The sequence below is a fragment of the Bradyrhizobium sp. 190 genome (genome assembly GCF_023073415.1).
In the GTDB taxonomy this organism is placed as follows: domain Bacteria; phylum Pseudomonadota; class Alphaproteobacteria; order Rhizobiales; family Xanthobacteraceae; genus Bradyrhizobium.
Genome location: NZ_JADPJL010000029.1, coordinates 89,061 through 107,956, shown reverse-complemented (window position 1 = coordinate 107,956; position 18,896 = coordinate 89,061). Strand labels below are relative to the sequence as shown.

The following is an 18,896-nucleotide window of genomic DNA, read 5'->3' as shown; positions in this document are numbered from 1 at the left end:
GCCAGACACAGAATCACAGCAATTCGTCACCATGGAAGACCAAATCAACATAGCGAGTCATTCCGTCGCAGCCACGATGTGTGCATCTGCTAGTGCGAAAGCAGGGACGACGAGAGAGATGGGTCGTCGTGGCACGGCTCGGGCCCTCAAAAGTTTTACAAATCACGATAATTCATTCGCCGGCATCGGCCTCCAGGGGGCGGACCGGCGTCCGGTGCCAGCCCTCCTCGTGCTTGCGCCAGTAGGTATCCCTCAGCAGCATTGAGATCGGCCCGGGCCGATCGTTGCCGAGGATGCGTGCGCCGATGCGCGATGCGGGCATGACGCCGCCGGCCGTCGTCGCCAGGAAGACCTCGTCCGCGTGGTCGAGCGCCGATCGGGGAATCGGTTCAACCGCAGCCTCGATGCCGAGTTCGGCGCAGAGTTCCAGCACCGATCGGCGCGTGATGCCGTGCAGGCTGCCGCGATCTGATGTCGTCACCCTGCCGTCCTTCACGAGGAAGACGTTGAAGCCCGGCCCTTCAGTCAGGAAACCCTGCGTGTCGCACAGCACCGCTGTATCGAAATCGGCGTCGTGCGCCTCCAGCAGGCCGGAGGTCAGATCATTCCACTGATAGTTCTTGACCGTGGGATCGACCGAGGCGTCGGGCACGCGTGGCGTCGAAGCAATCCAGACATGGGCTCCCCGCGCCTGCACGTCCTTCGGAACGACATCGATCCAGGGCAGCGCATAGGCGATCAGGTGGTTTTCGCAATCGGCCGGCCGGCGTGATCCCGCAACGCGTGGCCGTCCGCGCGAGGCCACCATCGCGACATAGGCGTCCGAGAGGCCGGTCAGTGCCACGCAGCGATGCAGGATCGCCTCGATCGCGTCGCGGTCTTCCGGTGGCCGGATCCGGCGCTTCGCCATCGAGCGCTCGAAACGATCGAGATGGTCGGCAAGCCGGAAGAAGCCGCCCTTGAACACATGCACGACGTCGTAGACGGCATCGGAGCGCGTAAAACCCCAATCGGTGACGGGCGGCATCGCCTCGGCGATCGGGACGAAGCGCCCCCTGACATAGCCGGCGCCCTCGGCGAAGATCGAGTTCTCCATGCGTCATCTCCCAGATATCGCAACGGCTCCAGCCAGACCAAGCCGTTGCGACAATAGCGCCAGTTATTGGCAACCGTACAATTCCACATTCATTGCAGCGCTCCGAAGCCAGCCCGGAAATACCCGGCTCACCCTTGAGCCCAAGCTTTTTGAATTTTGTAGCCCGGGTGGAGCGAAGCGTAACCCGGGATATCTCTCGGCTGAGAAAGAACTCCGGATTGCGCTGCGCTCCATCCGGGCTACGGCTGCGGACGCCGCACGGCCAGCGCCTGCAAAAGTTTCAGCTATCACGATAATTTATTCGCCGAAACCGGCCGAAAAACCTCCCGTAGCTCGGCCCAACGACGACGAAATCAACCCGGTCAATCGACCTGGCGTCGTTGTTTTCACTACCGGCGGATAACCCGTCGGCCATCGCAATCCTCGGGAGAAGATTCCATGTCCAAACGTATTGCACTTCTGTCCGCCGCCGTGTTCAGCGCACTGGCCCTCACCGCCACCATCACCGCGCCCGCCAGCGCGGAGGAAAAGACCGTGATGGTCGGTGGCGCGGCGATGTTCCCCTCCAAGAATATCGTCCAGAACGCCGTCAACTCGAAGGATCACACCACGCTGGTTGCCGCGGTGAAGGCTGCCGGCCTGGTCGAGACCCTCGAAAGCAAGGGCCCGTTCACGGTGTTCGCGCCGACCAACACCGCCTTCGGCAAGCTGCCGGCCGGCACCGTCGAGACGCTGGTGAAGCCTGAGAACAAGGCGACCCTGACCAAGATCCTCACCTACCATGTCGTGCCCGGCAAGCTCGCCGCGTCCGACCTGACCGACGGCAAGAAGCTCAAGACCGCCGAAGGCGAAGAACTGACCGTCAAGAAGGCCGACGGCAAGGTCTGGATCATCGACGCCAAGGGCGGTTCCTCCACGGTGACGATCTCGAACGTCAATCAGTCGAACGGCGTGATCCATGTGGTCGACACCGTGCTGATGCCGGCGTCCTGAGTTCCCGCGCGCCCCTGACTGGTCCCAACAGGGCGTGTGGATTGGCGAGCCGGGGCAACCCGGCTCGCTTTTTTGTGAACGCGATACGCGCCATGCGTCGATTTGATCGTGTCACGGCGGTAACGGAAAGCCGGTTCCCGGCGTATAAACCAATACCAGATGCAAGCGGGGAACAGCCATGTCGGCCCTCACAGTCAGCGACGAGCAAGCCACAACGACCAAGGCGAAAGTCATCCAGCCGGCCTGGGTGCGAGCCGTGCACTGGACCAACGCCTTCGCGATGGTCCTGATGATCATGTCGGGCTGGCAGATCTATAACGCCTCGCCGCTGTTCGGCTTTACATTCTCCCGTTCGATCACGCTGGGCGGCTGGCTCGGTGGGGCGCTGCTCTGGCATTTCGCCGCGATGTGGCTGTTGATGGTCAACGGCCTGATTTATCTGGTTCTGGGGTTTGTCACCGGCCGCTTCCGCAAGAAGCTGCTGCCGATCACGCCGGAGGGCGTGATCTCGGATACCAAGGCGGCGCTGACCGGCAAGCTCTCGCACGACGATCTCACCAAATACAATTACGTGCAAAAATTGCTTTACGCCGGAATCATCGTCGTCGGCATCCTCATCGTGCTGTCAGGCCTGGCGATCTGGAAGCCGGTGCAGTTGCAATATCTGACGGCGCTGTTCGGCGGCTACGAAGCCGCTCGTTACGTCCACTTCTTCTGCATGGCGGCAATCGTCGCCTTCATGGTGGTGCACGTCGTGCTCGCCCTTCTGGTGCCGAAGAGCCTGCGCGCGATGATCATCGGCCGCTAACTCAAAGGGAGCACGGTCATGGGCCGCATGCGCAACCTTCTCATCCCCGGCGTCGACAAGGCGCTCCTCATCAGGGACGCGGTGAAGACGATGCCGGATCTCACCCGCCGGCGTTTCATCTCCGGCGGCGCCAGCCTCGGTGCGCTGACGCTTTTGACGGGCTGCGATGTGACGGACAGTTTTTCGGCCGAGGAGATGTTGAAGCAGGTCTCGAAATTCAATGACGGTGTGCAGGCACTGATATTCAATCCCAATGCGATGGCGCCGACCTTCCCGGAAAGCGCAATCACAAAGCCGTTCCCGTTCAATGGCTATTATGACGTCGACGACGCGCCTGAAGTCGACGGCAAGAGCTGGAAGCTCGAGGTGCGTGGCCTCGTCGACAACAAGAAGTCCTGGACGCTGGACGAGCTTTATCAATTGCCGCAAGTCAAGCAGGTCACGCGCCACATCTGTGTAGAGGGCTGGAGCGCGATCGGAAGCTGGACCGGCGTCCCCTTGCGCGATTTCCTGAAACTGATCGGCGCGGATACGCGCGCGAAATATGTCTGGTTCCAGTGCGCCGACAGGGACGGTTACAATTCACCGCTGGACATGCCGTCCGCGCTGCATGCGCAGACCCAGATGAGCTTCAAGTTCGCCGACGAGATTTTGCCGCGCGCCTATGGCTTCCCGATGAGGATCAGGGTGCCGACAAAACTCGGCTTCAAGAGCCCGAAATACGTGATCTCGATGGAAGTCACCAACGACTACAAGGGCGGCTTCTGGGAAGACCAGGGGTATAATTCGTTCAGCGGAAGTTGAGTCCGTTAAACTCTCTCGCGTCCCTGCGAAAGCAGGGACCCATACCGCGTGATCTGAATTGTGGAGATGGCTGGAGAAACAGCTTCGCATAACCACGAAACCCTGTGGTCATGGGTCCCTGCTTTCGCAGGGACGACGCTGATAGATATTGCTCCAGAACCGTAGGGTGGGCAAAGCGAAGCGTGCCCACCATTTGGGCCAGATCTACCTGGCGTGCGAAACGACTACGCGGCCGCCATGTCCATCCGACGGCAGAAGCAGGACGCCTTGATCGGAATCTCTGCCCGCGCCTGCGCCAGGTCGAGCCGCTGTTTGATCAGAGCCGTCTCGACCTTTTCTCCGCGACGGACCAGGCATTCGTGCAGCCCGTGTAGCGACCAGAGATTATCAGGATGCTGGCAGGCGCGGCTCAACTTGCCGTCAAGGCCGAGGTCAGAACGGTATACCGCCTCGGCTTCCTCGATCCGTCCCTGCTCGAGGAGAAGTGCCCCCAGCGCGTGTCGGGTCGGCTGCATCCATCCCCACGGCTCGTCATAGGGCAATCCGTCGCTAAGCTCGACCGACTTGCGCAGGTGCGCGAAGGCTGCGTCATGGTTGCCCTTTCGATATTCCAGCTCGCCATTCAGCATGGCTTCGGCCACGCCCAGCAGGCCAACGACATGATTGTTGTGTACGCGGCGACTCTCGGGCACCCGGGTCTTCGCCGCCATGAACAACGCCTTCTCCGTCTCGGCCTCGGCGACATTGCCAAGTGCCGAATGCGCGACCGCCTTGGCGTAATGGATCATGGCAACGTTCGAGCAGTAGAGGTCTCGATCCCCGGGTAGCTCCTGTTCGATGATTTCGCGCCATTTGCCGAAGCGCACGAGGACGTGTTGCTTCATCGTCAGGTAGCCCTCGAGGAAATCCGCCATCGGGGGCGATTCGATACGCAGTACCGCCTCGGGGATCGTGGCGATCAGTTCCTCTGCCGCCGCGATTGCGGGCGTGTACTGGCCAAGGAACATTGCGCCGTAGATCGCAAAGTGGAAGTCGTGGATGACGTAGACCAGGTAGACCCCCGGATCGTCCGAATAGGCGAGGAACCTGCGGTCGGTCGCCAGCGCCTTCTGATTATGGACAAGGACGTCGTTGTAGTGCCCACACAGCACATCGAGATGCGTCGGCATGTGGATGAGGTGACCGGAGTCCGGGACGATCTCGCGCAACCGATCACCAGCCCGCAATGCGCGCTGCGGAAATGGCGACATCTCCATCAGGTGGACAAAGAGATGCAAGAGGCCCGGGTGATCCCAAGCAGCGGGGAGTTTGTCGAACGCGTATTCCAGCACCGCCCTGCATTCCTCGGTGCCCGCACCCTCGGTAGGTTTGCCGGAGGGCAGGTCCCACATCTGCCACGGTGTCTCGTTCATGATTGACTCGGCAAAGACCGCCCGGACCTCGAGATCGTCGGGAAAGGCATCGAAGATCTTGCGCATTTCCCTGGTGTAGGCCTTGTCCCAAGGCGCCATATCCTCGATCGCCTCGCGCTGGGGATAGCGCGCAGGGAGGGCCTGGATCATCGCCCGCTCGACCGGAGTAGCCTTTCCGGCATGCGCGAGCGCCGCCTGCATGGCGTCGTAGGATGCCGACAGCGCCATCTGCCGGCCGTGCGGGTCATAGCGAACCCAGGGAAGATTATAGTTGGGTCCCGAGGCGTAGCTTATGCCCCAGTGCGCCATGGCGCATTCGCCGTCGTGCTTCAGCGCCTTCTGAAAGCACTTGATCGCTTCGCTATGGTTGAACCCAAACAGCCAGTTGAGGCCTCGGTCGAACCAAAGCTGGGTGTCAGGCGACGACGTGGTGATTTTGCGGCTGTACGGCCCGAGATCAAAATAGGTCAGGGCGTTTGCCTTCAGCTCCATGATCGCTTCTCCCTTTTTGCGTCGCCGATTGCTTCGGGATGTCAGCTGTCTGGTTTAGTGCCGCTTACGCACAGTGCCGAGCAGACACCCTACCACGAGGCAACGTCACTTTACGCCGCAAACTGCCGCAGGCGATTGTCACGTTAGGGCCAGAAGCATCTGAATCGTAGGGTGGGCAAAGCGAAGCGTGCCCACCACTCATGTCCACGAAAGAGGATGGTGGGCACGGCGCAAGCGCGCCTTTGCCCACCCTACACTTGCTGTACCACCTTCCTTTGAAACGCCGATAGCACCGCACCCAGCGCCAGCATCGCCGCCGAAACATTCAGCGCGAACGACAGGCTGCCCACCGCGTCCGTGATCGCGCCGACCACGATCGGCCCCAGCGTCTGGCCGATGCCGAATGAAATGGTCATGGCGGCGATCGCCGTCGGCCAGGCCTGCGGCGGGTAGTTGAAGCGAACGAAGGCAGTGGTGGAGCCGACCACCGCGAAGAACGCGACGCCGAACACCAGCGCCGAGATCGCGAGCAGCCATACCGAGTGTCCGAAGATCGGCATCGCCGCGCCGATCGCGTTGACGCCGAGAATGATCGTGGTGGCGAGGCCGCCGCGGTCGAGCGCGAGCACGCGCCGCCACACCCATGGGGTCACGAATGCGCTGAGGCCGATCAGACTCCAGAATGCGCTCTGTGCTGCCGCGCCGCCACCGGCGTCGCGGACATAGGCGATCATGAAGGTCATGTAGGCGATGTAGCCGGCGCCGAACAGGAAGTAGGCGGTGAGGTAGATCAAGACCGGCGCCACCGCGAATTTGGCCGCTGCCGTCTCAACGGCCATGGCGCCGGCATGGAGCGGCGCCAGCAGGACGGGGATCGTCATGATGACCGCGAGGAGCGTCATCGCCCACCAGACGATCCACCACGAGCCCGGCCCAAATCCCTGCAAGACAAACGGCGCCACCAGCCCCGACGCCAAAATGCCGATCCCGGGTCCGGCATAGAACAGGCTGAGCAGGAAGTTCGCGCGTTCGGGCCGCGACTGCGCGATCGTTGCGGCGAGCGTGCCGCCGCCGACAAATCCGGCCGCCGCACCGACGCCCGCGAGAAGCCGCGCAAAACTCAGAACGTAGAAATTGCCTGTGATGGCGCACAGCGCCAGCGAGAACACGCAGGCGAGCGTGCCCCATCGTACCGACGCCGCCAGGCCAAAACGCCGGATCATGCGCGAGGCGAGCAGGGCGCCTGCGAGATAGCCGGCGGCATTGATCGTGTTCATGAAGCCGGCCGCGGAATAGGACCAGAGCAACGTGTCGCGCATGTCCGGCAGCACCAGCGCATAGGCAAAGCGGCCGATGCCGAGACCGACGGTTGGCGCTAGCGACAGGATGAGGATCAGCCGCGCAGGATGGGTGTAGAGTTGGGGAGTGTCTGGGGCTCGCACTGAAAACTCCGGCAGGCCGCTATTGTGGCAGGCGAGTACCGGCTTGCACAGGTGTGCCGGCCGCAACGGTGTCTTGCCAATCCTGCAACGGGATCAGCCGATCAGCACCAGAACGACGCCGAGCACCGTCAGCGCGGCCCCTGCCACGATGCGCGCGCTAATCTCGATGTGCTTGAGCAGCATCGCACTCAGCCCCACCGTGACCAGCGGATAGATCGCGGCGAGCGGCGCCACCAGCGTGATCGGGCCGTTACGGACCGCGGCGAACAGCGTGAGCGCGCTGAGGCCGTTGCTGATGCCGGTCATTGCGAACCAGAACAGGCCCGCGCGCGGCGCCTGCACGACAAAGCTGCCCTTGCGGACGCGCTGTACCGTCAGCACCACCAGCGAGGACATGACGTAGCCGATCAGGCAGGCCCAGAGCGGGCTCGGCCAGACCTCAAGCCCGAGCTTGACGATAGGCGGCACGACGCCGCGGATCAGCGCGCTGCACAGCGGCAGCAATAGCGCCCAGCTCCGCCAATGGCCGAGGTCGCGCGGGCGGGTCACGGTAATGATCGCAGCACCCGCAACGGCCACGACGAGGCCGAGAAGTTGCGGCGGATGCAGCGGTTCGTGCAGCAGGATCACCGCCGTTGCCACCGCAAACATCGGCGCGAGGTTGCCGAGCGTCGAGGTGATCACCGGCCCGAGCGCCCGGTTCGAGGCAAAAGTCAGCAGCGTCAGCGAGGCCGGGAAGACCAGGCCGATGGCGATGAAAATGGGCAGCCCGCGCCAGACCACGGGCTCGTCCTGGAGGATCAGCGGCGACAGCAGCAGGAACAGCAGCGTGAAGGAGGGGACGCTGATTGCGGCCCCCGACAGCGGATCGACGGTCCGCAGGCCAAGCTGCGCCAGAACGACCCCGGCGCCCAGGAAGCCCGCCGAGGCAAAGGCGTAGATTATGGCTGCTGTCATGAGGTCCGTCTTGCTGCCTTCTTGAGGGGCGCGGGTTGCTCTTTCCCGGCCATTCTGGCCCTGTTTTCTGCGCCTTGCCAATCCGCTTCCGGCGCTTTAGCACTCCGCCCGGATTTCACATTTTCCGTCATGCCCGGCCTTGTGCCGGGCATCCACGTCTTACTGCCGACGCAAACAAGACGTGGATGGCCGGGACACCTGGGCGAAGACGCGCTTCGCGCTTTTGCCCGGCCATGACGCACCGGAGGTAAACGACCATGGCGATCCATAAACTGCTGCTTCTCCCCGGCGACGGTATCGGCCCCGAAGTGATGGGGGAGGTGCAGCGCCTGATCGACTGGCTGAACAAGCAGGGCATCGCGAAATTCGAGACCGAGCAGGGGCTGGTCGGCGGTTCCGCCTATGATGCGCACAAGGTGTCGATCTCGGAAGGCGACATGGCCAAGGCTGCGGCCGCGGACGCCATCATCTTCGGCGCCGTCGGTGGTCCCAAGTGGGACAGCGTGCCCTATGAGGTGCGCCCCGAGGCCGGTCTCCTGCGGCTGCGCAAGGATCTCGGTCTGTTCGCCAATCTGCGCCCGGCCGTGTGCTATCCGGCGCTGGCGGATGCCTCCAGCCTGAAGCGCGAGGCGGTCGAAGGCCTCGACATCATGATCGTGCGCGAATTGACCGGTGGTGTCTATTTCGGCGAGCCGAAGACGATCACCGATCTCGGCAACGGCCAGAAGCGCGCCATCGATACGCAAGTTTACGACACCTACGAGATCGAGCGTATCGGCCGCGTCGCCTTCGATCTGGCGCGCAAGCGCCGCAACAAGGTGACCTCGATGGAAAAGCGCAACGTCATGAAATCGGGCGTGCTCTGGAACGAGGTCATGACGGCGGTGCACGGGCGTGAATACAAGGACGTGACACTGGAGCACCAGCTCGCCGATTCCGGCGGCATGATGCTGGTGAAGGCGCCGAAGCAGTTCGACGTGATCGTCACCGACAATCTGTTCGGCGACATGCTGTCTGATATCGCGGCGATGCTGACCGGCTCGCTCGGCATGCTGCCCTCGGCCTCGCTCGGCGAAGTCGACGCCAAGACCAAGAAGCGCCGCTCGCTGTTCGAACCGGTGCACGGCTCGGCGCCCGATATCGCAGGCCAGGGCCTCGCCAATCCGATCGCGATGATCTCCTCGTTCGGGATGGCGCTGCGCTATTCCTTCGACATGGGCGCGCTGGCCGACAAGGTCGACGCGGCGATCGCGGCTGTGCTCGCGAGCGGACTTCGTACCGCTGATATCAAGTCCGAGGGCACGACTTCTGCCTCAACCACGCAGATGGGCGAGGCGATCCTGAAAGAGCTGCAGAAGCTGCACGCGTAAGCGCCACCGGCAATCGTAGCAATCGTAGGGTGGGCAAAGCGAAGCGTGCCCACCATCACGAACTCCGCTGGGAATGGTGGGCACGCTGCGCTTTGCCCACCCTACAGTCTGACGACTACGCGCTGCTGATCACTTCATCGGAGCCGGTTCATGGACGCGTCGCATCGACCCAAGATCGCGGAAACAATCGTCCATGAAACGGTGCGCCTGCGCGAGGCGCAGATCGGCCGGCGTTGCGAAGTCCTGTGCAATACGCGCATCGAATATTCCTCGCTCGGCGACTACTCCTATCTCGGGGAGAATTGCGAGATCGCCGACGCCGTGATCGGGAAGTTCACGGCGATCGCCAATTCGGTCCGGATCGGCGCGCCGAACCATCCCATGGGCCGTCCGTCCCAGCATCGCTTCACCTATTGCCCGGAATATTACGAGGCGACGGCCACGCGCGACCGCGATTTCTTTGTCGAGCGCCGCAGCGACCGGGTGATCGTCGGCAACGATTGCTGGATCGGGCATGCCGCCATCCTGCTGCCGGGCGTGACGGTCGGCGACGGTGCGGTGATCGCCGCGGGCGCCGTCGTCAGCCGCAGCGTGCCGTCCTATACGGTTGTCGGCGGCGTTCCAGCCCGCCCCATCCGGAAGCGCTTTCCAGATGCCATCGCCGAAAGTCTGCGCCGCATCGCCTGGTGGGATTGGCCGGACGAGATGATCTTCGAGCGGCTGAACGATTTCCGCTCCGAAGCGATCGAACAGTTTTGCGAGCGCTACGACCCGGCTCTCGCTCGGGCTACGACCTCGTAGAAGCTGCACGCGCAAGTGCACGAACGCCACAAAAAATGCCCGGTCGAGACCGGGCATTTTTCGTCAAATGGATGCTGCTCTCAATACAGCGGGAACTGGGTCGGCTGGCCGCCCAAATCTGACGGCGGGTTGAGCGGCTGGCGGTCGATCGGGCGGTTCAGGTTTTCGCGCGCGAATGTTGGGTACCCGTACGGCGACGGAAACGCGTAATCCATGAACTTGCGATCGCCCGGCAAGACTTCAGTGCCGGCATCGAGCCAGGAGCGGGTGGTGACGAAGACGCGGGTGCGCGGGCCCTGCTGGTACGACCGATTGGGACCGTTCGCGCCGTAATAGGGGCGGCCGTCCCGGTCATATTGCTGCCTGGACTGTGCGCTGGCGGAGGTTGTGCCAATCGCGACGAGGGCAGCCGCAGCAAGCAACATCGCGAGCTTGCTCGCAGCGGGGAATTTTCGGGTCATTGCATCCTCGTCATTGTCCGCCCTTGCGGGGGCCTGGCCGATCGCCAAATCTGATTGCCGGCATTGTAGCCACGGCGGGGCCATCGTCGCTAGGTCAATTGCGCCACACCGCAGCGGAATAATGCGGGGCGAAGCGAAAAAGTTTCATGAAAACCAGTGTCTTGGCCGCTTGTTGCCACAATTGTAAGGGGCTGCGGAAGCACGTCCCGCCAGCGGCGGCTTACATGGCGCCGCGCAGCCGCGGGTTATCGGCGCCCGTCACCCAATCGCCCGACAGCGCTGGCGGGCCGGAAGCGGCGCAATCGCTGCGCCGAAGCTCGGCATGGGCGAACAATTCCGCCAGTTTTGTATCGTTGCCGGCTGTCAGCAGGACCAGCCGGTTCAGCATGCAGGAGATCGCGGTGCGGCGGGTCGGCAAATCCTCGCCCAGGCATGACCACCCGGAGAGACGGACTTTCGGTTCGTCGACGTGTTTGAAAAATCGGAGGCAGGAGCGGGCGGCCTCGGTGCCGCCGACCCGGCGGAACAGAGTCACGGCGCCGAACTTGCTGTCGATGATTCCTGCCGCCTCCAACTCGCGCGGGCCACCCGGGTCCATCCTTGCGGCAAGGTAGCCGGCCGCCGAGCCGACCTGATCGATTTCCTCGCCCGGACGATAGATTTCGAGTTCGGCGACCGGCGTGCCGCCGATGCCGCTCCAGCGGAAGACGTCCTTGCGGCCGCCCTCGGGATGCCGAAAAACTTCGTAAGTCTCTGTCTTACCGGGGAAAATGAGATGGCTTACCGCGAACGCGGGCGCGATGGGCCCGGCCTGGCTCCAGATTTTGGGCGACGTCTCCATCGCCGTAACATCGGGCAAATGGTGCCATAGCGCGATACCGCAAATGGCCATCAGCGCCAGCGTCATGAGATAGGCGCAGAGCCGTGCCAGCGTGCCGCAGACCTCGTCCACGAAGCTTGCCAGCACTGGCCGGATGCTCAGCGTATTGTAGGAACTGGCCGAACCGGCCGGAAACGAATGCATCAAACGCCCAAACACAGCCGCCAAACGTTGTCATATCGGCGTTTCTCGCATAGAAGCGCTGCCTTCTCCCTTTCCGCTTGACGCGGCGGGGCGGCATTTTTCCTCGGAGAGTGAACGATGGGTTACAAAGTCGCTGTGGTCGGCGCGACCGGCAACGTCGGGCGCGAAATGCTTAACATCCTCGATGAGCGCAAATTCCCCGCCGACGAGGTCGTGGTGCTGGCTTCGCGCCGTAGCGTCGGCGTCGAGGTCTCCTATGGCGACCGCACCCTGAAGGTCAAAGCGCTCGAGCACTATGATTTTTCCGACGTCGACATTTGCCTGATGTCGGCCGGCGGTTCGGTGTCGAAGGAATGGTCGCCCAAGATCGGCGCCGCCGGCGCGGTCGTGATCGATAATTCGTCGGCCTGGCGGATGGACCCGGATGTGCCGCTGATCGTGCCGGAAGTGAACGCGGACGCGGTCGCGGGCTTTGCCAAGAAGAACATCATCGCCAACCCGAACTGCTCGACCGCGCAGCTCGTGGTCGCGTTGAAGCCGTTGCATGACAAGGCCACCATCAAGCGCGTCGTGGTTTCGACCTATCAATCGGTGTCGGGCGCCGGCAAGGATGCGATGGACGAGCTGTTTTCGCAGACCAAGGCCGTCTACACCAACAGCGAGCTCATCAACAAGAAGTTCCCCAAGCGCATCGCCTTCAATGTCATCCCGCATATCGACGTCTTCATGGAGGACGGCTACACCAAGGAAGAGTGGAAGATGATGATGGAGACCAAGAAGATTCTTGATCCCAAAATCAGGCTGACCGCCACCTGCGTGCGGGTGCCGGTGTTTGTCGGCCACTCCGAGGCCGTCAACATCGAGTTCGAGAATCCGATCACCGCCGATGAAGCGCGCAACATCCTGCGCAACGCGCCGGGGTGCCTGGTCATCGACAAGCACGAGCCCGGCGGCTACGTCACGCCGTATGAGGCGGCCGGCGAAGACGCGACCTATATCAGCCGCATCCGCGAGGACAACACCGTCGAGAACGGCCTGCAGCTGTGGTGCGTGTCGGACAATCTGCGCAAGGGCGCCGCGCTGAATGCGATCCAGATCGCCGAATGCCTGATCAACCGCAAGCTGATCACCGCAAAGAAGAAGGCGGCGTAAGGCCGAACTCGTAGGGTGGGCAAAGCGAAGCGTGCCCACCATTCAGCATTGCGATCGAGGAAAGATGGTGGGCACGGCGCGTTGCGCCTTTGCCCACCCTACGGCACCTACGCCACTTCCCTCACGCTTCGAAATTCCTTCGCTTCCGGGTCGAGCACGAACAGCGAGCCCTCGGCGACGCCGAAATAGGCGCCGTGCAATTCCATCTCGCGGCGCTCGACGCGACTGCGCACGAACGGGAACGTCATCAGGTTCTCGAGGCTGCGGAAGATCGCAGCCTTCTCGATTCTTACGGTGAAATCCTGCATCGTTTCGCGCTCGCGCTGCTCGACGATCTCGCCCGGCTTGATGAACATGGCCATCCAGCGGCCGATGAAATCGCCCGGCGACAGCGGGTCGATCTTCTCGATGAAGGCCTTGATGCCGCCGCACTGGGCGTGGCCGAGCACCACGATATGCTTGATGCGCAGGACGTTGACGGCATATTCCAGCGCGGCCGAGACGCCGTGGGCGCCGCCGTCGGGCTGATAGACCGGCACCAGATTGGCGACGTTGCGCACCACGAAGAGTTCGCCGGGACCGGCGTCGAAAATCACTTCCGGCGAGACGCGCGAATCGCAGCAGCCGATCACCATCACAGCGGGCGACTGGCCACGCTCGGAAAGTTCCCGGTAGCGCGTCTGTTCGGTCGGCAGCCGCTGCGAGGTAAAGGCCCGATAGCCATCGAGCAGATGTTGCGGGAATGACGTTGTCATGTGTCCTGTGCCTGTCTTTGGCCATGCCTAACCATAAGCCGATGACGGGAACAAGGCTTTCGGAGCCCGGTTTGAAATGTTAGGGCGTGGGGTTCAAGCCTCCAGAGGAACCAGCCCATGATCCGACCGCGCCGCAGCCTGTTGTTCATGCCGGGATCGAACGCGCGGGCGCAGGAAAAGGCGCGCAACCTGCCCGTCGACGGTATCATTCTCGACCTCGAGGATTCGGTGGCGCCGGATGCCAAGGCGATGGCGCGCGACCAGATCGCCAAGGCGATTGCAGCCGGCGGGTTTGGCAAGCGCGAGGTCCTGATCCGCGTCAACAGCCTCGATACACCCTGGTGGGTCGACGACGTCACCATGGCCGGCAAGGCCAGGCCCGACGGCATTCTGGTTCCCAAGATTTCCACCGTGGCCGATCTCAACGCCATTGCGAACCGCCTGAGCGACATCAACGCCGACATGTCCATCCGGGTCTGGGCGATGATCGAGACCGCGCGCGCCGTGCTCGATGCCGACAAGCTGGCGGCGGCTTCCAGGGATTCCGAAACCAGGCTCGCGGGCTTCGTGTTCGGGCCGAATGACATTTCGCGGGAGACGCGGATCCGCATGCAACCGGGTCGCGCGGCGATGATCCCGATGATCACGCATTGCATCCTGGCGACGCGCGCGCACGGGCTCGAAATTCTCGACGGACCCTACAGCGACATCAGCAATATCGACGGCTTTGCAGTCGAATGCGCGCAAGGCCGCGATCTCGGCTTCGACGGCAAGACGCTGATCCATCCGAGCCATATCGAGGCCTGCAACGCCATCTTCACGCCGCCGGCGGAAGAGGTGGCCGAAGCGCGCAAGATCATCGCGGCATTCGAAAAGCCGGAAAACGCCTCCCGCGGCGCCATCCAGCTCGACGGGCGGATGGTGGAGCGGCTGCACGCCGACATGGCCAAGCGCACGATCGCGATTGCAGACGCGATCGCGACGATGGGGCATTGAAAATCTGCGTTCGGCATTCCTTCCCTTCTCCCCTTGTGGGAGAAGGTGGCGCGAAGCGCCGGATGAGGGGTCTCCATCCGCGGAGACAGACCCCTCATCCGGCTCGCCGCCGCTCCGCGTCAGCGATCCACCCTCTCCCACAAGGGGAGAAGGAAGAAAGTGCGTCGTCGTTATTTTCCGAACTTCTCCGCGGCCCACGCATACAGGCTGCCCGCGATCGGCTTTTCGCCACCGCGGCCCTTTGGCGAGATGTGCAGGCCGATAATCTGGGGATCGGCGAGAAGGCCTGAAAAATCCGTCTGTTCGAAGAACAGTTTCGGCTCGGCGTGGACGGCGTAGAAGGATTGCTTCGACAGTGCGTGCTGCAATTCACCCGAGCGGCGCGCCAGCGCGGTGAGTGCGGCGGGGCCATAGATGGCGACGCGGATGTCAGACAGGCGGCTCGATCGGTGTCGTAGCTGGCGCAGCATGAAGGTGACGCGATGACGCAGCGCCAGCCAGTCCGGCGTCAGATCCTCCTGCTCCATCAGCTCCTCGAACGCCCGCACGATTGGATCGTTCGCAGGCAGGTACAAGACCGAGTTGCCGAGCTGGCGCCGACGCTCCCACGCGAAGTAAGGCTTTGCCGGATCGATCTCGATCGGCTTCAGCAAGAGCACGTCGGCGTCGAGCCACAATCCGGCGCGCTCGGCCATCAGCCGCATGCGGAAGAAATCGCTGAACTGCAAAATGGTCCAGTCACGCCAGCTTCCGTCTGGCTCGGGCGGACGCAGCCGTTCGGAAAAGGAATGCGGCAGGATTGCCTCGGCCTCGGCATTGCCGACGCCGTCGGGTAGCCCCGGCAACGGATCGAAACTGTAGACGGTGACCTTGTGGCCGGCGGCGACCTGCGACCGCAGGCAGGTCAGCCGCAGGCCGTCGAGCCGGCCGTGCCAGAAAGTGACGACGTCAGGCCGCATCCGCGTCGCCTCCGCTTAACGAAAGAGCCCCGATGCGATCGGGGCTCTCGTAACAGGATCGGGTAACACGATCAGGCCCAGGCGCGCTCTTTCTTCAGCTTCGCCTCGTAATCGTCGATCGACGATTTCTTTTCCATGGTCAGGCCGATGTCGTCGAGGCCGTTCATCAGGCAATGCTTGCGGAACGGATCGATCTCGAACTTCACCTTGCCGCCGTCGGGGCCGCGGATCTCCTGGTTGGCGAGATCGATCGTCAGCGTCGCATTCGCGCCGCGCTCGGCGTCGTCGAACAGCTTGTCGAGGTCGTCCTGGGTGACACGGATCGGCAGGATGCCGTTCTTGAAGCAGTTATTGTAGAAGATGTCGCCGAACGAGGTCGAGATCACGCAGCGGATGCCGAAATCCAGCAGCGCCCACGGCGCGTGCTCGCGGCTGGAACCGCAGCCGAAATTGTCGCCGGCGACCAGCACCTTGGCGGTGCGATAGGCCGGCTGGTTGAGTACGAAGTCCGGATTCTCGCTGCCGTCATCCTTGTAGCGTTGCTCGGAGAAGAGCCCCTTGCCAAGGCCGGTGCGCTTGATGGTCTTCAAATACTGCTTCGGGATGATCATGTCGGTGTCGACATTGATGATCTTCAGGGGCGCCGCGACGCCTTCCAGTGTGGTGAACTTTTCCATCGATCGCACTTCCCGGTTGAAATGGGGGCAAGGCCGATGATTTATCGCGAATATCGCCCCGGCAAAAGGGCAATTTGGGGCATAGGTCCTTTGTTTTGACGCGTTTTCTTGACGCGAACCGGTCCCCACGCCGCTATCCAAGTGCGGGGCAGACTTTCGCTCGAAAACGCTTTAGCCCGCGTCGGCCTCGATCGCCTCCATATCGGCGTCCGACAGCCCGAAATGGTGGCCGATCTCGTGGATCAGGACGTGGCGGACGATGTGGCCCAGCGTTTCCTCATGTTCGGCCCAGTAATCGAGGATCGGCCGCCGGTAGAGCCAGACCATGTTGGGCAGGCGGGCGACGTCGTCGTTGCTCTGCTGCGGCAGGCCGATGCCCTGGAACAGGCCGAGCAGGTCGAACTCGCTTTGCGCCTGCAACTCGTCCAGGACCTCGTCGGTCGGAAAATCGTCGACACGGATGATCACGCCCTGGCACAGGGTTCGAAAGCCCTTGGGCAGGCGCTCGAACACCTCATGCGCCATGGCTTCCATTTCGGCGAGCGAGGGGGCTTTTGCTTCGGTCCACATCAGGACGTATTTAGCGTGTGTTGTGCCTGGGCGCATCCTGGTTTTGCGAGTTGACCGCGGCGCGCCAATCGGGGACCGTACGGGGATATCAGGCGTGGGTGGACTTAAGATGAAACGGATTGTGACGGTCGCAATTTGGGCTGCTTTTGCCGGGCTCCTGCTCCCCGGTGCGATGGCGCAGGCGCAGACGGCATCACCGGAGCCGCGGGTCGCGATGGCGCCGAAAGCGACGGTCACGGACGTGTCCGCGCAGCGCCGGCGTCCGCTGCGGCGCGTGCCGATCTATCGGCAGCAGGAATGGGCACCCGACGTCTACCCGCGCTACAATCCCGGCCCCAACGCCGTGCGCGATTGCACCGCGCATTACGTGCAGGAGTACCGGCCGAGCGGAACGGTGATCACCCCGCGCATGAACTGCTACTGGCGGCCCGGCTAGGTTTTTCCTGCTCTATTTTTTTATGGCGCATTTCGTTGACGCGGGTCGGGCCGACTCTGCGGGCATCCCACGCTGAAGTTGTGACGGCGTTCTGCACCGGTTGGCGTGCGCAAGGATTGCGGCGAGCCGAGGCCGTCATCCGTTCATGTTCGTGGCGCATTCATTCAGGGTCCATTCAAGTCGCTTGCGTCAGATTGCGTGCAGCGTTGCGGCGAGCGATTCGACGCAGACGTGGCACCCGACCCAAGGAGAGCATTCATGCAGTTCACGAAATTTCTGGGGCTCGCCGCCGTTGGCGCAGTGCTCGCGCTCGCTGCGCCGGCCGAGCGCGCCAATGCGCTGTCGCTCAGCAATCCCGGCGCCGCCGCGGCGGTTCAGGAAGATGCCAGGCTGGCGACCACGGAAGTACATTGGCGGCATCGTCACCATCACCATCACCGTTGGCATCGCTGGCACCATCACCGCCACCACCACCATCATCATGGCCATCGCCACTGGCACCGCTGGTGAGCGCGACTGCCTAGCGCAGCGATCGAGCAGGCCCGTTCATTGCGGGCCTGTTTCGATTTGAGCGCCTTGAAACTGGCGAGATTGCCGCCCGTTATCTCCGTCATAGGGATCAACGAAAGGAGTCCATCGTGAAGCGTTTGATGGGGGCAGCCCTTGTCGCTAGCGCGCTCGTGGTTGCCGGACCGGCCGCGATCAGTCCGGCCGCCGCGGCGCCACAGGCGAAGGCGCAGAGTGCCGGCACATCCGATGCCACGGATTTCAGCGCACACCGCTATGTCAGGCGCTATTATCGTCACGCCGGTTATTATCGTCCGTATTACCGTCCCTATTATTACGGACGCCCCGTCTACTATCGGCCATATCCCTATAACGCGCCGGCGCCGTTCACCTTCGGCATCGGGTTTGGTCCGGTCTGGTGGTGAGCGTGCACAACTTCGGCCAACCGCAAAATCTTTTTTGCGCTTTCTCTTGTGCTTTCTCCTGCGCGTTCATCTTTGGGATCGGCGCATTCATGGCGCGTTCACGTGCCTGTCTTTAATTTCACGTTGGGAGCGAACGCAAAGAAACGCGACGGGGACCAGCCGCAGTGCGGCTGAGGGGCGCGCCGTCGCCGGTTAGGGAGGTTCATCCATGTCGATATCCGATCCCGGACGCGGCCTGGTCCGCTGTCTGGGCGTTACAGCTGCGGCGGTATTCGCATTCGCAGCGGCATCACATCACCGCGCCGAGGCACTCTCGCTAGCGAGTCCCGGTACGGCGCCGTCAGCAAAATACGCAACCGACGGACTGACGACCGAGGTTCAGCATCGCGGCGGTGGCGGCGGCGGTTTCCGCGGCGGTGGCGGCGGTGGTTTCCGCGGCGGCGGCGGTGGTGGTTTCCGCGGCGGCGGGTTTCATGGCGGTGGATTCAGAGGCGGCGGTGCCGCGTTCCATGGCGGCGGCTTCCGCGGTGGCGGCGCGGCCTTTCACCGCGGTGGTTTCAGAGGTGGTGGGATGGCGATCCACCGTGGCGGTTTTCGTGCGGCGCCCGTCTTCCATGGCGGCGGACACCGCTTCGCACATCGTCACGCGTTCCACCGGCCTCACTTCGTCCATCGACACCACTTCGGCCACCGGCGCTTCTTCCATCGTCGGTTCTACTACGCGCCGGCCTACTACTCGTACCCGGCCTACTATTATCC

21 protein-coding genes are annotated in these 18,896 nt (G+C 62.9%); 9 read left to right on the top strand and 12 right to left on the bottom strand.

Going from position 1 to position 18,896, the window contains the following annotated elements:
* Positions 1 to 172: 172 nt before the first annotated feature.
* Complete coding sequence (locus IVB22_RS19180; protein ID WP_247518856.1) at positions 173 to 1,096, bottom strand: aminotransferase class IV; 924 nt, start codon at positions 1,094 to 1,096, stop codon at positions 173 to 175.
* A gap of 438 nt (positions 1,097 to 1,534) precedes the next feature.
* Between IVB22_RS19180 and IVB22_RS19175 the strand changes: the two genes are divergently transcribed.
* The 3 genes from IVB22_RS19175 (at position 1,535) to IVB22_RS19165 (ending at position 3,701) form a co-directional block, all read left to right on the top strand.
* Entirely contained in the window at positions 1,535 to 2,089 is a 555-nt protein-coding gene (locus IVB22_RS19175; protein ID WP_247518855.1) for a fasciclin domain-containing protein, read from the top strand.
* 178 nt (positions 2,090 to 2,267) lie between these two features.
* Positions 2,268 to 2,897, top strand: coding sequence for a cytochrome b/b6 domain-containing protein (locus IVB22_RS19170; RefSeq protein WP_247518854.1), 630 nt, complete (start codon positions 2,268 to 2,270; stop codon positions 2,895 to 2,897).
* An 18-nt stretch (positions 2,898 to 2,915) separates the two neighbouring features.
* Positions 2,916 to 3,701, top strand: a complete 786-nt coding sequence (locus IVB22_RS19165; RefSeq protein WP_247518853.1) for a molybdopterin-dependent oxidoreductase — start codon at positions 2,916 to 2,918, stop codon at positions 3,699 to 3,701.
* A gap of 224 nt (positions 3,702 to 3,925) precedes the next feature.
* Here IVB22_RS19165 and IVB22_RS19160 read toward each other — a convergent pair whose 3' ends face one another.
* From IVB22_RS19160 to IVB22_RS19150, 3 genes are all read right to left on the bottom strand, one after another.
* A complete protein-coding gene (locus IVB22_RS19160) occupies positions 3,926 to 5,605 on the bottom strand; it encodes a tetratricopeptide repeat protein (RefSeq protein ID WP_247518852.1) in 1,680 nt (559 codons plus the stop codon).
* Between the two features lie 251 nt (positions 5,606 to 5,856).
* Positions 5,857 to 7,047, bottom strand: a complete 1,191-nt coding sequence (locus IVB22_RS19155; protein WP_247518851.1) for a YbfB/YjiJ family MFS transporter — start codon at positions 7,045 to 7,047, stop codon at positions 5,857 to 5,859.
* 93 nt (positions 7,048 to 7,140) lie between these two features.
* Positions 7,141 to 8,004: an EamA family transporter gene (locus tag IVB22_RS19150; RefSeq protein ID WP_247518850.1), complete on the bottom strand. Its 864-nt coding sequence runs from the start codon at positions 8,002 to 8,004 to the stop codon at positions 7,141 to 7,143.
* A gap of 257 nt (positions 8,005 to 8,261) precedes the next feature.
* Here IVB22_RS19150 and leuB point away from each other — a divergent pair, with 257 nt between their 5' ends.
* Positions 8,262 to 9,374 carry a 3-isopropylmalate dehydrogenase gene (gene leuB, locus IVB22_RS19145; RefSeq protein ID WP_247518849.1) on the top strand — a complete coding sequence of 371 codons (1,113 nt, stop codon included), beginning with the start codon at positions 8,262 to 8,264 and terminating at the stop codon, positions 9,372 to 9,374.
* 150 nt (positions 9,375 to 9,524) lie between these two features.
* Positions 9,525 to 10,175: a CatB-related O-acetyltransferase gene (locus IVB22_RS19140; protein ID WP_247518848.1), complete on the top strand. Its 651-nt coding sequence runs from the start codon at positions 9,525 to 9,527 to the stop codon at positions 10,173 to 10,175.
* 80 nt (positions 10,176 to 10,255) lie between these two features.
* On the opposite strand, the gene IVB22_RS19135 is transcribed toward IVB22_RS19140, so the two are convergent.
* Entirely contained in the window at positions 10,256 to 10,636 is a 381-nt protein-coding gene (locus tag IVB22_RS19135) for a hypothetical protein (RefSeq protein WP_247518862.1), read from the bottom strand.
* Between the two features lie 220 nt (positions 10,637 to 10,856).
* Positions 10,857 to 11,660 (bottom strand): hypothetical protein, encoded by an 804-nt coding sequence (locus IVB22_RS19130; protein WP_247518847.1) that lies wholly within the window; start codon positions 11,658 to 11,660, stop codon positions 10,857 to 10,859.
* A 117-nt stretch (positions 11,661 to 11,777) separates the two neighbouring features.
* Between IVB22_RS19130 and IVB22_RS19125 the strand changes: the two genes are divergently transcribed.
* Positions 11,778 to 12,812 (top strand): aspartate-semialdehyde dehydrogenase, encoded by a 1,035-nt coding sequence (locus IVB22_RS19125; RefSeq protein WP_247518846.1) that lies wholly within the window; start codon positions 11,778 to 11,780, stop codon positions 12,810 to 12,812.
* 107 nt (positions 12,813 to 12,919) lie between these two features.
* Here IVB22_RS19125 and IVB22_RS19120 read toward each other — a convergent pair whose 3' ends face one another.
* Complete coding sequence (locus IVB22_RS19120; RefSeq protein WP_247518845.1) at positions 12,920 to 13,567, bottom strand: carbonic anhydrase; 648 nt, start codon at positions 13,565 to 13,567, stop codon at positions 12,920 to 12,922.
* A 117-nt stretch (positions 13,568 to 13,684) separates the two neighbouring features.
* Here IVB22_RS19120 and IVB22_RS19115 point away from each other — a divergent pair, with 117 nt between their 5' ends.
* Positions 13,685 to 14,563, top strand: coding sequence for a CoA ester lyase (locus tag IVB22_RS19115; protein ID WP_247518844.1), 879 nt, complete (start codon positions 13,685 to 13,687; stop codon positions 14,561 to 14,563).
* Positions 14,564 to 14,733: 170 nt separating this feature from the next.
* Here the strand turns inward: IVB22_RS19115 and IVB22_RS19110 are convergent, their stop codons facing one another.
* The 3 genes from IVB22_RS19110 to IVB22_RS19100 all read right to left on the bottom strand — a co-directional run bounded on the left by IVB22_RS19110 (position 14,734) and on the right by IVB22_RS19100 (position 16,769).
* Entirely contained in the window at positions 14,734 to 15,522 is a 789-nt protein-coding gene (locus tag IVB22_RS19110; RefSeq protein ID WP_247518843.1) for a capsular polysaccharide synthesis protein, read from the bottom strand.
* 71 nt (positions 15,523 to 15,593) lie between these two features.
* The gene (gene leuD / locus IVB22_RS19105; RefSeq protein ID WP_247518842.1) at positions 15,594 to 16,199 is read right to left on the bottom strand and encodes a 3-isopropylmalate dehydratase small subunit; all 606 of its coding nucleotides are present in this window, start codon (positions 16,197 to 16,199) and stop codon (positions 15,594 to 15,596) included.
* A gap of 171 nt (positions 16,200 to 16,370) precedes the next feature.
* Positions 16,371 to 16,769: a metallopeptidase family protein gene (locus IVB22_RS19100; RefSeq protein WP_247518861.1), complete on the bottom strand. Its 399-nt coding sequence runs from the start codon at positions 16,767 to 16,769 to the stop codon at positions 16,371 to 16,373.
* Positions 16,770 to 16,878: 109 nt separating this feature from the next.
* Here IVB22_RS19100 and IVB22_RS19095 point away from each other — a divergent pair, with 109 nt between their 5' ends.
* Positions 16,879 to 17,205, top strand: a complete 327-nt coding sequence (locus tag IVB22_RS19095) for a hypothetical protein (RefSeq protein ID WP_247518841.1) — start codon at positions 16,879 to 16,881, stop codon at positions 17,203 to 17,205.
* Between the two features lie 189 nt (positions 17,206 to 17,394).
* Here IVB22_RS19095 and IVB22_RS41625 read toward each other — a convergent pair whose 3' ends face one another.
* Positions 17,395 to 17,688, bottom strand: coding sequence for a hypothetical protein (locus IVB22_RS41625; RefSeq protein WP_308200425.1), 294 nt, complete (start codon positions 17,686 to 17,688; stop codon positions 17,395 to 17,397).
* A gap of 155 nt (positions 17,689 to 17,843) precedes the next feature.
* On the opposite strand from IVB22_RS41625, the gene IVB22_RS19085 reads away from it, so the two are divergent.
* On the top strand, positions 17,844 to 18,137 hold the full coding sequence (locus tag IVB22_RS19085; protein ID WP_247518839.1) for a hypothetical protein: 294 nt from the start codon (positions 17,844 to 17,846) through the stop codon (positions 18,135 to 18,137).
* A 340-nt stretch (positions 18,138 to 18,477) separates the two neighbouring features.
* Here the strand turns inward: IVB22_RS19085 and IVB22_RS41620 are convergent, their stop codons facing one another.
* Entirely contained in the window at positions 18,478 to 18,843 is a 366-nt protein-coding gene (locus IVB22_RS41620) for a hypothetical protein (RefSeq protein ID WP_308200424.1), read from the bottom strand.
* Positions 18,844 to 18,896: the final 53 nt, after the last annotated feature.

Coding starts and splice junctions, on each gene's coding strand:
- IVB22_RS19180 (WP_247518856.1), bottom strand. CDS start 1,096: ATGGAGAACTCGATCTTCGCCGAGGGCGCCGGCTATGTCAGGGGGCGC.
- IVB22_RS19175 (WP_247518855.1), top strand. CDS start 1,535: ATGTCCAAACGTATTGCACTTCTGTCCGCCGCCGTGTTCAGCGCACTG.
- IVB22_RS19170 (WP_247518854.1), top strand. CDS start 2,268: ATGTCGGCCCTCACAGTCAGCGACGAGCAAGCCACAACGACCAAGGCG.
- IVB22_RS19165 (WP_247518853.1), top strand. CDS start 2,916: ATGGGCCGCATGCGCAACCTTCTCATCCCCGGCGTCGACAAGGCGCTC.
- IVB22_RS19160 (WP_247518852.1), bottom strand. CDS start 5,605: ATGGAGCTGAAGGCAAACGCCCTGACCTATTTTGATCTCGGGCCGTAC.
- IVB22_RS19150 (WP_247518850.1), bottom strand. CDS start 8,004: ATGACAGCAGCCATAATCTACGCCTTTGCCTCGGCGGGCTTCCTGGGC.
- leuB (WP_247518849.1), top strand. CDS start 8,262: ATGGCGATCCATAAACTGCTGCTTCTCCCCGGCGACGGTATCGGCCCC.
- IVB22_RS19140 (WP_247518848.1), top strand. CDS start 9,525: ATGGACGCGTCGCATCGACCCAAGATCGCGGAAACAATCGTCCATGAA.
- IVB22_RS19135 (WP_247518862.1), bottom strand. CDS start 10,636: ATGACCCGAAAATTCCCCGCTGCGAGCAAGCTCGCGATGTTGCTTGCT.
- IVB22_RS19130 (WP_247518847.1), bottom strand. CDS start 11,660: ATGCATTCGTTTCCGGCCGGTTCGGCCAGTTCCTACAATACGCTGAGC.
- IVB22_RS19125 (WP_247518846.1), top strand. CDS start 11,778: ATGGGTTACAAAGTCGCTGTGGTCGGCGCGACCGGCAACGTCGGGCGC.
- IVB22_RS19120 (WP_247518845.1), bottom strand. CDS start 13,567: ATGACAACGTCATTCCCGCAACATCTGCTCGATGGCTATCGGGCCTTT.
- IVB22_RS19115 (WP_247518844.1), top strand. CDS start 13,685: ATGATCCGACCGCGCCGCAGCCTGTTGTTCATGCCGGGATCGAACGCG.
- IVB22_RS19110 (WP_247518843.1), bottom strand. CDS start 15,522: ATGCGGCCTGACGTCGTCACTTTCTGGCACGGCCGGCTCGACGGCCTG.
- leuD (WP_247518842.1), bottom strand. CDS start 16,199: ATGGAAAAGTTCACCACACTGGAAGGCGTCGCGGCGCCCCTGAAGATC.
- IVB22_RS19100 (WP_247518861.1), bottom strand. CDS start 16,769: ATGTGGACCGAAGCAAAAGCCCCCTCGCTCGCCGAAATGGAAGCCATG.
- IVB22_RS19095 (WP_247518841.1), top strand. CDS start 16,879: ATGAAACGGATTGTGACGGTCGCAATTTGGGCTGCTTTTGCCGGGCTC.
- IVB22_RS41625 (WP_308200425.1), bottom strand. CDS start 17,688: ATGATGATGGTGGTGGTGGCGGTGATGGTGCCAGCGATGCCAACGGTG.
- IVB22_RS41620 (WP_308200424.1), bottom strand. CDS start 18,843: ATGGAAGAAGCGCCGGTGGCCGAAGTGGTGTCGATGGACGAAGTGAGG.